This is a genomic window from Streptomyces sp. NPDC001933 (genome assembly GCF_042890955.1).
Taxonomy (GTDB): Bacteria; Actinomycetota; Actinomycetes; order Streptomycetales; family Streptomycetaceae; genus Streptomyces.
On the sequence record NZ_JBIASS010000002.1, the window covers coordinates 119,640 to 132,039 of the forward strand.

Sequence of the window (12,400 nt, forward strand, 5' to 3'; positions counted from 1 at the left end):
CCCGCACGCCCGCAGGGCCCGTACCTCCCGGGCCGAAACGCCTGAGCCCCCGGCACGCACAGCGCCGGGGGCTCAGGCGTTCGACCGTCAGCCGGTCGCCGCCTCCATGTCCGCCTTGACGGCCGACTCGTCCAGCCCGGTGAGCACCGACTCGGGGTCGCCGCCCTTCATCACCGCCTGACCCACATCGGTGCGGATCGCGCCCCGGACTGCGGGCCAGGACCGCATGTTGACCGGCGCGAACTGCGCCTCCTCCAACTGCTCGATGAACGGCAGGAGCTGCCGTTCGGCGGACTTCCCGGTCGCAGCGTCGGAGGCGGAGTACGTCACGGGCAGCGCGGACTGGCCGCCGCCGTAGGTACGGGCGGACTTCCCGCCGTAGAGGTAGGAGAGGAAGGCGCCGCACTCCTTGCGGTGACCGTTGCGCTGGAACGCCATCAGCCAGTCACTGATGCCCACCGGAGGGGCGGCCCCGCCGTTCTTCTTGGGGAACGCGGCGTGCGCGTAAGGGAGTTTCGCCTGGTCGGCCGCGCCCATCAGCATGGGGTGGGCGATCATCATGCCGATGTCGCCCCGCAGGAACTGGGCGTACGCGTCGGTCCGGTTGAGCTTCGTGGGGTCGGCACCGGCCAGCCCCTCCGCGACCAGTTCGTCCCGCAGCCAGGCCAGGGCCTCGGGGTTCTCCGGCCGCAGGAAGTCGTACTCCCCCAGCTCGTCCGTGTAGCCGCCGCCGGCCGCGAGCATCCAGGACAGGGCCTCGTCCTCGGCCGCCTCGGGGCCGAGCTGGAGCCCGTACGGCGTCTTCACGCCGATCGCCTTCAGCGCCTGGGCGGCCGCCCGCAACTCGTCCCACGACGTGGGGGCACCGCTGACGCGGGCGCGCCGGAAGAGCTCCTTGTTGTAGAAGAGCCGGGGCGTGCTGGCCAGGAACGGAATGCCGTAGGCGGCGTTGTCGACCGTGCCCGCCTGGGTGAAGGTCCGGATGAAGTCGGCCTGGGTGACGATGTCGAACAGCTGGGTCATGTTGTAGAGCCGGCCGTCCTCGGCATAGGGCGCGAAGACGTTCGACTGTGCGATGTCGGGCGCCCGGCCCTCCTCGACCCGCTGGGCGAGCACCTTGTCGATCTTGTTGTACGGGACCCGCTCCAGGTCGATCCTGATGCCGTCGTGCTGCTTCTCGAAGGCGGCCACGACGCTGTCCCACTGGTCGCCGAGCGAAGCGCCGATGCTCTTGTCGTAACTGGCCACGAGCAGGTGGAGCTTCACCTCCTTGCTCGACGAGCAGCCGGTGAGCCCGAACGCGGCCGTGGTGCCGGCGAGGCCGGCCGTCTGAAGAAGGAACTGCCGCCGACGCACCGCTCTTGCCACCTCTTGCTCGTTCAGCACATGCATTTATGGCAGATTCTGCCACAAGGGCACTCACTGCCCATCGCCTGTCCGGCGGCCGAAGTACCCCAGGGCATAACCTGATCCGCATGCAAGGTGGCTCATTGACGGAGCGGCGCAAGGCCGCGACCCGACTGGATATCGCCCGCACGGCGGCGGCTCTCTTCGTGGAGCACGGCCTGCGGAGCACGCGCGCCGAGGACATCGCGCGGGCCGCGGGCGTCGCCCCGCGCACCTTCTACCGCTATTTCGCGACCAAGGAGGAGGCCATCACCCCACTGCTCGCCGCCGGCGCCCGGCAGTGGGTGGAGGCGGTGCGGGGCGCCCCGGCCGGCCTGTCGGTGCCGGACGCGCTGCGACACGCGGCGGCGTGCGCGCTGGCCGCGGACCCCGGTGACACGGCGGCCACGGAGTCGCTGGAGTGGGTGCGGTCACTGCTGCGGATGGCGGCGGACAGCCCGGCGCTCCAGTCGGTCTGGAACGACGCGTGCCACGACGCGGACGTCACCCTGGCAGGGGTGCTCACGGCGCGTGCCGGACTGCCGGACGGGGCGGACTCGCTGGACATCCGGCTGACGGCCGGGGTCGCGGGCGCGGCGGTGCGGGCAGCGGTGGAGACCTGGGCGGCCGGCGACGCCCCGGCCGCGGGACCGCAGGGACCGGCGGCGCTGGCCGAGCGCTGCCTGACCGCTGCCGAGAGCGCACTGAAGAGCCCCTGACCCCTGTCGTCCCCGGCCCTTCTTCCCCCGACCCCGGTCGCCGCGGATCCGGTTCGCGAAACCCGCCGGGGCTGCGCGAACCGGTCGGTCGGCCCCGGGCCGGCTACTTCAGGCCGGCGTCCAGGGCGTTCATCAACGAGACCGGTGCGGGTGCGATCGCCATCGAGGATCTCGACTTCACTGCCGAGATGACCCGGGAGAAGCACGGCCGCCGGAAACGGTTCCGGCAGCTCGTCTCCGGCATCCCGACCGGGAGGCTCAGGGCCCGGCTGGTCTCCATGGCCGCCGAACACGGCCTTGCGATTGTCGCGGTCGACCCCGCCCATACCTCCGTGTGGGGTGCCCAGCACTGGCAGAAGCCGCTGGTCACCGTGGACCGCAGGATGTCCCGTCACGATGCCGCCGGTATCGCGATCGGACGCCGCACCCTCGGACACCCGATCCGGCGTCGGACGGCACCGCCCCGTGCACACCAGAGCGATGTGCACGGGCATCGGACCGCCCATGGAGCACAGGGGAAACCAAGTGGTCTGGACCAGCCCGTCAAGAGGTTCAGACCATTCTTCAACGGCGGCACTGGTGCGTGGTGTTGGGACCGCCACGGATAGGATCGATCGCGGCAGGCTGCAGCGCAGAGGCAGCGGCCGTCGCGCCCTGCGGGACAGCCCTTGGCGCCAGGCCGGCGGACGCCGGTTTCGACTCCGGCCGGTCCTGCCACCTTTTCGTGGAGGAGAGACGATGGCGTCGGTTCGTCCCGCGCGGGCGCAGAACACGGGAGCCGACGCGGTGGCGGCCTTCCTCGATCCGCAGGAAAGGGCGAGCCGACTGCAGGCACACCGGTACGCGGTGCCCCGGTGGATGATCGAGGCGTCCGCCGAACGACGTGCGGCCGGGGACTGGCAGGGGGCCTGCGCGGCGGCCCGGTTCGATGTGGCGTTCGACCTGCCGCAGGTCTCCGCGCGGTACGGTCCGGACGTGGCCGCGGCGCTCCGTGACGATCTCCTCGGTCTGGTACCCGACCTGGTGCGCCAGTATCTGCCGCGGGGAGTGGACGGGCGCTCGACGCTGGTCACCGACCTGACCGTGGTCCTGGCGGGTTACGGCGTCACGGCGGACGTGTCCGGGGCGACGGCTCCGTATCTGTATCTGCGCACGCCCTCGTTGATCGAGGGACCGCAGCGGATCTCGCTCCGGTTCGGGGCGGTGCGACACGACTCGACACCCCGCACCCGCTCCCTGGGCGTCCTGGACTGGCGGGCCTGCCGGTACCTGTGGGACGCCCGCCGTACCGGCGAACTGCGCGCACGCGCCGGCGGCGGCGACCGGTTGCCGTTCCTCCACGCCGACGGCACACCACGCGGGGCGGACGAACTGCCGGACGCGGACCCGGGCGCCGGCGACCCGGTGGCCCGTGCCGAGTGGGCGACGCTGCTGTACCAGCGGGGCCGGATCGCGGAGGCGCTGGCGGTAGCGGGCATCGACTTCGACGCGGCCGACCCGGAATCGCCGTCGCGGCTCCGGACGGCACCGGAGACGATCCTGGCCCGGCTGGCGCTCGATGTTCCGGGGCTGGCGTCGGAGGCCGGACGGCTCGCGGACCTGTACCCGGTGACGCTCCTCCAGACCGGCGACAAGTGGCGCGGCTGCGCCCTGCTGGACTTCACGGGCCGGGGCGGCGGCAGGAGGCCGCGGATCAGACGGGTCGAGCGGGAGGCGGCTGGGGACGTGGCCCGTCTGCCCCAGGCGTGCTGGCAGCGGTTGCCGGACCTCGAACTGCTGCGGGCCGGTGATGTGACTCCCGGGCAGTTGCATCCGCTGGTCGCCGGGGCCCTGTTTCCCGGCCTCGACACGACGGCGGGGTCGCCGGGACCGACGCCGCCCGCGCCGGTACGGGTCAGGTGCCGCGGCGAGTGGCACCAGGCCGCCTTCCGCGACGGGCGGCTCGACTCCCCGCACAGCCCCCAGGAGCGACAGCACGAGAACGCGCTGCGTGCCTTCGGCGGTGCGGTGACCGGCTGCTTCGCCGTGGAGCACTCCGCCACCTCCGGGATCGGCCGGCTGCCCAAGGCCCTGCGGGCGCAACTCCGGGATCTCTTTCTGCGCGCCCAGCACGGGGACACCCCGGGGGTCCTGGAGCTCCTGGACGCCGGGATGGACCCGCGCGTACGGGACGGCGGACGGCGAACCCTGCTCCATGTGCTGAACCTCCTCGACCACGAGCCCCTGCTGCCCCGGCTCCTGGCGGCCGGTATCGATCTGGAGGCCGTGGACCACCGGAACCGCACCGCGCTCTGCGTGGCGGTCGCCGAAGGCGGTCCGGCGGAACTCGTGACGGCGCTGATCGGGGCCGGGGCACGGATCGACGTCGTCGACCGGGCGGGACTCTCGCTGGACCAGCTGATCCGCAAGTACCGGCGGACGGACCTGGACTTCCTCAGGGAACGGGTGGAGAACGAGCATCCGGGCCTCGGTGCCGGCTGGTGGTACGAGTGGGAGAAGAAGAATGCCGCCGAGGAGGACGGAGAGGATGAGGACGGGTGAGCACCGTCGTCCCCGGCAGACCGGGACAGCCCCACGTACCGCCGAGCCCGGACGCCCCGCAGCCCCCGAGGTGGGTGGAGACCGTCCGCGTCACCGACCGGGCCCGGCCGTGACGTCATGCCGCCGCCCGCCGGCCCGGGACAGCCGGCAGGGGGTTCAGTCGCCGAGGACTACCGTGCGCTGGTCGGAGAAGTCGCCCCACTTCCCGTCGGGCAGCTTGGCGCGGAGCTTCATCGAGTAGCGGGTGCCGCGCGGGTCCGTGACGGTGAGGCGGTAGTTCGCCCGGCCCTTGGGCGGGTTGGCGCCCCAGACGATCGTGGTGGTCAGGCGGCCACCGATGAAGAGCTGGTACGCGGGGATCTCGCCGCCCGTCTCCGGCTGCTTCCAGTCCAGGTCGATGGCGTACTCCTTGCCCTGGACGCGGTTGCTGACCCGCAGGTCGGCGGGGGCGGTGCTAGCGGGTGCGCCCGGCGCGGCGGCGGTGGTGAGGTCGATGGCGTTGCTGTCCGGCGAGGAGGTGTCGGCGGCGTCGCGGGCACGGACCGTGAAGGTGTAGACGGTGCCGGGGCGCAGGCCGGTCAGATGTGCCGTGGTCCGGGTGCCGGGCACGCTGTGGATCCGGGAGTCCTCCTGGTAGATGTCGTACGAGGTGACTCCGACGTCGTCCGTCGAGCCGCCCCAGGTGAGGTTCACCGCCCGGCTGCCGTCCACCGTTCCGCGCAGCTTCACCGGGCGGGTCGGCGGTTCGTGGTCGGCGGGGGTCGGGGCGGGTGTGGTGGCGCGGGCGGCGGCGCTCGGCGCGGAGAGGTTCCCGGCGGCGTCGCGGGCGCGGACGGTGAAGGTGTAGGCGGTCGACGCGGTCAGCCCGTCCACGTCGGTCATCACCTTGGCGGCCGGGACCGATTCGACCCGCTCGCCCTCGCGGTAGACCTCGTAGCCGGTGACCGCCTTGTCGTCGGAGGCCCGCTCCCACATGACGTGCACGGAGGTGGCGCTGCTCGCCTGCGCCGTCACACGGCCCGGCACCGTCGGCTTGACGGTGTCGGCCCGGGGAGCGGAGTCGCAGGCGCTGAGCGCGACGAGGAGCAGGGCTGCGGAGCAGGCCGACGCGGCGGTTGCGTGGGGGCGTTGCACGGTCATGCCTTCCGTCCGGAAGCAATGGTCCAGACCTGTATCGCATGGCGCGGGGGTCTCCGACAAGAGGGTGGAGCGGAAGCTTCCGCAATGTGGCGATGTGTACGGGCGGCCTGCGCGAGCGGCCTGCGCGCGTCGGCCGTCCGGCGGCCGGTCCCCGAAGTGGCGTACGGTCGGATGATGTTGTGCATACGGGGTGTTGTGCTGCCCGAACGCGAGGAACGCACGTTCTGGACCGACGGCGAGGTGCTCCGCGCGGGGCCTCCGCCCGGCGGGCTCGCCGGGCGGGACGCGGAGACGGTCGTCGACGGCGGCTGGCTGCTGCCCGGTCTCGTCGATGTGCATACGCATCCGGGTGCCCTGGAGCCGGGCTCGCCGTTCGACGAGGATTTGCTGCGCAGGCAGTTGGGCGAGCACCGGGACGCCGGAGTGCTCGCGGTGCGCACCCCCGGCACCTCGCAGCGGATGCCCGCATGGGTGGCGAAGGACCCGGAGCTGCCTCATGTGACGTCGGCGGGACGGTGGCTGGCCACACCCGGACGGTTCTTCCCCGGCTTCGGACGCGATGTGAGCGAGGACGAGTTGGCGCGGGCGGCCGTGGAGGAGGCGGCGGCTTCGGGCGGGTGGTGCAAGGTCATCGGTGACTGGGCCGCCGACGAACCGGCCGTGCCACTGCCGCTGTTGAGGTCGGTGGTGGCGCTGGTGCACGCGGCGGGCGGCAAGGTGGCGGTGCACTGCCAGACCGCCGAGGGCACCCGCAACGCCGTACTGGCGGGCGCCGACAGCCTGGAGCACGGGATGCATCTCGACCCTGCCCTGCTGGACCGGATGGCCGCGCAGAGAACGGCGTTCGTGCCGACGCTGAGCGTGTTCGGCGCGAAGGAGGACGCGATGCGGGCACGGGAGCCGAGCGCGCGCCGTGATCTGTGGCTGGCCGGCTGGGACACCATGCTCGACAATGTGCGCGCGGCCCACGAAGCGGGGGTGACGGTGCTGGCCGGGACGGACTCCTTCCCGTGCGGAACGGTCGCGGGCGAGATGGAGTGGCTGGTACGGGCGGGCCTTCCCGCCCACGCCGCGCTCGGCGCCGCGTCCTGGACGGCGCGGGCCTGGCTCGGGCTGCCGGGCCTGGTGGACGGCGCACCCGCCGATGTCGTCGCGTACGCCACCGATCCGACGCTCGACCCCGGTGCGCTGAACCACCCGAGCCGGATCGTGCTCCGCGGACGCGTCGTGCGATGAGCCCAGGCACCCCCGATGAGTTCCGGGCAACGGAGGAGTCAGCACTGTATGGACACGCACACGGAGACCACTCCCACGATCGACCTGGAACCCGCCGCGCGGCAGATCGCCGCCCTGCTCGACGGCATCGACGATCAGCAGCTGGACGGCCCCACGCCCTGTCCGGACTATGCCGTGCGCGAGCTGCTCGCCCATGTGGCCGGGCTGAGCGCGGCATTCCGTGACGCGGCGCGGAAGGACTTCGGCCCGACGACCGACACCCCTGCGGACGCAGGCCTTCCGGTCCTCGGCGACGACTGGCGCGAGACGCTGCCGCCACTGCTGGACGAGTTGGTGACGGCCTGGCGCGATCCTGCCGCCCGGCAGGGGATGACCAGGGCGGGCAGCGTGGATCTGCCGGGCGAAGTGGCACTGCTGGTCGCGCTGGACGAGCTGGTGATCCACGGCTGGGACCTCGCCCGGTCGACCGGCCAGACGTACGAGGGGGACGAGGCGAGCCTTCGCGCCTCGCTGGCCATGCTGACCCCCAGCGACGACAACCCCAGGCCGGAGAGCATCTTCGGCCCGCCCGTCCCGGTCCCGGCCGACGCGCCCCTCGTCGACCGGGCCATCGCGATGAGCGGCCGCCGCCCGGACTGGAAGCCCGGCGACTGAGCGGTACGCGGGGGCGCCGCTCGGGGGTTCGGACGGCGTGGCCCGCGCGGGGCCGGGGCCCGGTCAGGCGGTGACCGGCATGCGCGCCACCTCGCGTGCCTGTTCCCGCAGCCGTTCGTCGGCCGGGGACATCCCTGGCCCCAGGCCCGCGGCCCGCACCCGGCGGTCCCGTTCGGCCAGGGCGGTCAGGCGGCGACGGCCTTCCTCCGTGAGGGCAGCTGGTCCGAGTACGGCCAGGGCCTCCAGCGCGGTCTCCGCGTCGGCGTCCCGCTCCGCCGCGTCCAGGAGCAGTCCGGCCGCGCGGGGGCCGTCCAGGGACTCCGGCGCGATCGCGTGCAGGGCGAGCACCGCCGACGGGACCTGCCTCGGCTCGATGAGCAGGCCCTCCAGCCCGGGGACCAGCGGCCGGGCCGCGTCGCCGATGCGGCCCGCTGCCCGCGCGGCACGGCCGGACGTCCAGCTCAGCCACATCGGCTCCGTCTCCGCGAGCACACCGGCCAGCACCGGCACCGCTTCCTCCGGGTCACCGGTGATCCGCCACAGCGCCGCGGCGATCTCGACATCGGCGTCCATCTGCGGCATGTTGCGCCCGCCCGCCCGGTCGCTGAGCGCGGACCTGAGGGCGGGGACCAGGGCGACCGCCTCCGGGCCCAGCCCGGCGGCGAGGCTCGCCGCCTCCCGCACCGCCGGATCGCCGGGGGTCAGCCGTTCGGCGACGGCCGCCCGCAGCGGGCCGGTCTCCCCCGTCAGCTCGCGCACCGCCGTCGCCGCGGCGAGCCGGCCTTCCGCCGGGCCGGTGCGTGCCGCGACGGTCAGGAGCTCCGCGGTCGCCTCCCGGTGCTCCGGCGGGCAGATCGCGACCAGCGCCTTCGGTACCGCCGCCGGGCAGACCGGCAGCGCGGCCGCCAGTTCGGGCAGGGCGGCCGATGCCCGGCTCCCCCACGCGCCGAGCAGGGAGACCAGCCGGACGGCCTCATCCGCGGCGGGACCGTCCGCCGCGGCCAGCCGGTCACGGATGGCGTCCAGCAATTCCGGGTCGTACGTGAACGAGGCCCCGGCCACCCCCGCGTACAGGAACCCGCATGCCGCGCCCAGGGCCCGTGGGCGCCGCCCCAGGTCACGGGCGAGGAGCGGGGCGGCCCGGCCGGGGTCCACGCAGACGAGCGCCTCCAGCGCGCGGTCCGCCGGATCGCCCTCCCCCACGGCGATCCGGGCCAGCTGCGGAGCCGCCGCCGCGGCCCGGACGCCCAGCTTCGCGAGCAGCGAGTACGCCGAGTGCGCGTCCGCCGGGTCGGCGATCAGCGCCTCCGCCGCACCGGACAGCCGCTCCGGCGCGCTGCGCGACAGCAGGCACGCCGTCTCGGCGGCCCACAGCGCCTCCTCCCGCGCCGCGGGGTCCGTACTGCGCAGGGCGGCGTCGAGCAGGGTGTACGTGGCGTCGCGGTCGGCGTCGGTGTCGCGGAGCAGCAGCGCTTCGACGACGTACTGAAGCGGTTCGTTGCGCTCCAGATCCAGCCGGTCCTCGACGAGGCCGTTCACCGGCAGGAGGGAGAGCATCTCCCCGTGGTGCGCCGGTCCCCACGGCAGTCCGCCGTCCACACACGCCAGCAGTGCCGCGATCCGTACCTCACCGGGTTCGTCCGCGCCGATGGCCGCGGTCGCCGCGTCGGCCGTGCCCGACGGGTCCAGATGGGCCATTGCGCCCAGGAGTTCGGCCCGTACCAGGGGCTCGGTCTCGGTCTTCCAGCGCCGGTGGAGCACCGGCAGTACCCGCTCGGCCGCGCCGGTCATCGCGGCGGCCCACACCGCGGCGCACCGGAGCCCCGGATCCTCCGCATCGACCGTCGTGAGGATCAGCGGCAGCTCACCGACGACGGCCGCCCGGCAGGCTGCCGCGTCGCCGTCACCGTCGTCCGCCCCGCCCTCCGCTATCCCGCCGAGCAGCACCAGCAGGTCCTCCGTGCGGTGCCCGGCCCCGGCGAGCCGTGCCAGGTACGCAACGGCGCGGGCCGTGGCCTCGTAGACCGAACCCTGGTGCAGGATGCAGCTGTACAGCTCGGAGATCGCCTCGGACGCGGCCTCCTCGATCTCGCCGGCGAGCGCACGCAGATGGCGGGGGACGTCCGCCGCGCTCCCGTAGGCGTGCTGGAGATCCGCCCAGGGCTGGGCGTCGACGTCGGCGAGGAACAGTACGAGATCCATGAAGCGGATCCTGCCACCCGGCACCGACAACACCCGCGGGCCGGCGCCCGGTCGCCCCGGACGCCGGTCCTCAGCTGGTGAAGAACTCCGTGATCTGGTGGGCGACCTGGTCGGGGTGGACCTCGTGCACCCGGTGGCCGCCCCCGATCGTGATCAGACGGCAGTCCGGGATCAGCGAGGCCATCTCCTGGAGGCGCCCCTGGGGCATGGTGGACTCCGGACCGCCCGCGATCATCAGCGTCGGCGCGACGATCTCGCCGAGGCCAGCCGCCCACTCGGGGTCGGGGTCGGCCACCTCGGCCCGGATGGGAGCGACGACGGCCCGGTCGTAGTCCACCGGCCCCTCCGGCTCGGCAACCGGCTTCAGTTCGCTCGGGAACGGCGGCGGGGTCTCCACCAGCACCAGCCGCTCCACCCGGTCCGCGTGCTCCTGGGCGAACAGATGGGCGACGACACCGCCCATGGAGTGGCCGACCAGGCCGACCCGGTCGAGCTCGCACTCGTCCAGGAAGCCGAGGACGTCGTCCCGCATCAGCTCCAAGGAGTACTCGTCCGGCCAGTCGCTCTCGCCGTGGCCGCGCAGGTCGAGTGCGTACACCCGCCACTCCTCGCCGAGCAGGGCGGCGGCCGCCTCCCAGCTCGCGGCGGAGCCGCCGAGGCCGTGCAGCAGGACCACGGGCGAGCCGAAGGGGTCGCCCCAGGTCCGGTACGCGAGCCGTACGTCGCCGACATCCACTACAGACTGATCTTCCATACCCATGACGCTACAGGCGCACGGGCGCGGATCGTTCCGCCGCCTCCGCGGTCGCCGCCACCGGCGGGCGCGTGGCGGGCGTCCGGCGGTGTTTTCCGGATCCGGTGCCGCTCAAACCCATGATCGACGGGCGCGGGAAGCGTCCGCCCCGGTGCCTGCGTACGCCGGTGCGCAGGCTGTATGACCTGCGCCTTCATTCCTGCCCGAAGATCGGACCCGACCCGTGACCGGCCGGTCGGCGGCCCCGTTGGGCTGATCGACGGCTCGCGCCGACGTGGGCCGGAATACGGAGGAGAGAACCACATGATGAAGAAGTTGATGCTGACCGCGGCGGTGCTGACCGCCGGCCTCGGGCTGGCCGTGAGCCCCGCCGCCCAGGCCGCGCCGAGCTCCACCGCCGTGCAGGCCGTGAAGGCACCGGCCGCGGTCTGCACCGTCAACGACAACGGGGTGAACTTCCGCGGCGGGCCGGGCAGCGAGTACCCGGTCCTGGGCCAGGTGAACCGGGGCCAGAACCTCGACGCCCGCGGCAAGCAGGGCGACTGGGTCATGGGGAACCTGTGGGGCGGCCCGACCGGCGTCTGGATCCACGTGGCCTACCTCGACTGCTGAGGCCGCCGCGCCGCCTCGGTCCAACCGCCGACCTGCACCTCGGCCCCCACTCGGCCCCGCATCGCGCCTCCGGCGCGGTGCGGGGCCTCCCGCGTTGCGGGAGAACTTCCCAACTCCCCGGCGCCGGAGGGGTGTACGGCCACCCCGCACCCTGATAGGAAAGCTTCCTAACAGACCGTCGGAACGAAGAACTCCCCTTGGAGGACTGGTGCACGCTCCCCCTAAGCGCGCCGCACGTCTCAACACCCGCTCCGTCCGCATCACGGTCATCGCGGTCGGACTGGCCCTCACGGCCATTCCCGTCGCCGCCTATGCCGGTGCCCCCTCGCACCAGGCTGCCGGCAAGCCGGCGGCAGCGGCCCCCAGGGCCGTCGCCGCGACCGGGCTGGACGATCCGGCGAAGAAGGAGATCGCCATGAAACTGGTCTCCAGCGCCGAGAACTCCTCGCTCGACTGGAAGTCCCAGTACAAGTACATCGAGGACATCGACGACGACCGCGGCTACACCGCGGGCATCATCGGTTTCTGTTCCGGCACCGGCGACATGCTCGACCTCGTCGAGCTGTACACCGAGCGCAAGCCCGGCAACGTACTCGCGAAGTACCTCCCCGCGCTGCGGAAGGTCAACGGCACCCCCTCGCACAGCGGTCTCGATCCGAACTTCACCAAGGACTGGGTGAAGGCCGCCGCCGACCCTGCGTTCCAGCAGGCGCAGAACGACGAGCGGGACCGGGTGTACTTCAAGCCGGCCGTCAAGCAGGGCAAGGCCGACGGCATCGGCACGCTGGGCCAGTTCGCGTACTACGACGCCATCGTCATGCACGGCGACGGCGGCGACAGCACCAGCTTCGGCTCCATCCGCAAGCGGGCCCTGTCCAAGGCGAAGCCACCGTCCCAGGGCGGCGACGAGGTCACGTACCTGGGCGCCTTCCTCGACGCCCGCGTCTGGGCGATGAAGCAGGAGGAGGCCCATGAGGACACCAGCCGGGTGGACACCGCCCAGCGGGTCTTCCTGAAGAAGGGCAACCTGAACCTGGACCCGCCGCTCGACTGGAAGGTGTACGGCGACAGCTTCCACATCGGCTGACCCGAGTGGTGGAACGCCGAGGCCGGTCCCGCCGCGTCGCGGCTCATGCGGGACCGGCCGTCCGGGTCG

The 12,400-nt window shown here is 73.1% G+C and carries 10 protein-coding genes and 1 pseudogene; 7 read left to right on the plus strand and 4 right to left on the minus strand.

The genetic code is table 11. The annotated features are described in order from the left end of the window. Positions 1-87: 87 nt before the first annotated feature. A complete protein-coding gene (locus tag ACFYY7_RS05435; RefSeq protein WP_388657369.1) occupies positions 88-1,392 on the minus strand; it encodes an extracellular solute-binding protein in 1,305 nt (434 codons plus the stop codon). Positions 1,393-1,475: 83 nt separating this feature from the next. Between ACFYY7_RS05435 and ACFYY7_RS05440 the strand changes: the two genes are divergently transcribed. The 3 genes and pseudogenes from ACFYY7_RS05440 (at position 1,476) to ACFYY7_RS05450 (ending at position 4,646) form a co-directional block, all read left to right on the plus strand. Continuing rightward, on the plus strand, positions 1,476-2,105 hold the full coding sequence (locus tag ACFYY7_RS05440; protein WP_388657372.1) for a TetR/AcrR family transcriptional regulator: 630 nt from the start codon (positions 1,476-1,478) through the stop codon (positions 2,103-2,105). Between the two features lie 140 nt (positions 2,106-2,245). Beyond that, positions 2,246-2,713, plus strand: a pseudogene (locus ACFYY7_RS05445) (hypothetical protein); the annotation flags it as partial. Positions 2,714-2,843: 130 nt separating this feature from the next. Further along, a complete protein-coding gene (locus ACFYY7_RS05450) occupies positions 2,844-4,646 on the plus strand; it encodes an ankyrin repeat domain-containing protein (protein ID WP_388657375.1) in 1,803 nt (600 codons plus the stop codon). Positions 4,647-4,802: 156 nt separating this feature from the next. On the opposite strand, the gene ACFYY7_RS05455 is transcribed toward ACFYY7_RS05450, so the two are convergent. Beyond that, the gene (locus ACFYY7_RS05455; protein ID WP_388657377.1) at positions 4,803-5,786 is read right to left on the minus strand and encodes a fibronectin type III domain-containing protein; all 984 of its coding nucleotides are present in this window, start codon (positions 5,784-5,786) and stop codon (positions 4,803-4,805) included. A 174-nt stretch (positions 5,787-5,960) separates the two neighbouring features. Here ACFYY7_RS05455 and ACFYY7_RS05460 point away from each other — a divergent pair, with 174 nt between their 5' ends. Both ACFYY7_RS05460 and ACFYY7_RS05465 read left to right on the plus strand, forming a co-directional pair. Further along, complete coding sequence (locus ACFYY7_RS05460; RefSeq protein WP_388657380.1) at positions 5,961-7,022, plus strand: amidohydrolase family protein; 1,062 nt, start codon at positions 5,961-5,963, stop codon at positions 7,020-7,022. Between the two features lie 48 nt (positions 7,023-7,070). Then, positions 7,071-7,676, plus strand: coding sequence for a TIGR03086 family metal-binding protein (locus ACFYY7_RS05465; RefSeq protein ID WP_388657383.1), 606 nt, complete (start codon positions 7,071-7,073; stop codon positions 7,674-7,676). 63 nt (positions 7,677-7,739) lie between these two features. Here the strand turns inward: ACFYY7_RS05465 and ACFYY7_RS05470 are convergent, their stop codons facing one another. Continuing rightward, entirely contained in the window at positions 7,740-9,878 is a 2,139-nt protein-coding gene (locus tag ACFYY7_RS05470; protein ID WP_388657385.1) for a hypothetical protein, read from the minus strand. Between the two features lie 70 nt (positions 9,879-9,948). Then, a complete protein-coding gene (locus tag ACFYY7_RS05475) occupies positions 9,949-10,632 on the minus strand; it encodes an alpha/beta fold hydrolase (RefSeq protein WP_388657388.1) in 684 nt (227 codons plus the stop codon). Positions 10,633-10,935: 303 nt separating this feature from the next. On the opposite strand from ACFYY7_RS05475, the gene ACFYY7_RS05480 reads away from it, so the two are divergent. After that, positions 10,936-11,244, plus strand: coding sequence for an SH3 domain-containing protein (locus ACFYY7_RS05480; protein ID WP_351252777.1), 309 nt, complete (start codon positions 10,936-10,938; stop codon positions 11,242-11,244). Positions 11,245-11,452: 208 nt separating this feature from the next. Beyond that, on the plus strand, positions 11,453-12,331 hold the full coding sequence (locus ACFYY7_RS05485) for a chitosanase (protein WP_388657391.1): 879 nt from the start codon (positions 11,453-11,455) through the stop codon (positions 12,329-12,331). Positions 12,332-12,400: the final 69 nt, after the last annotated feature.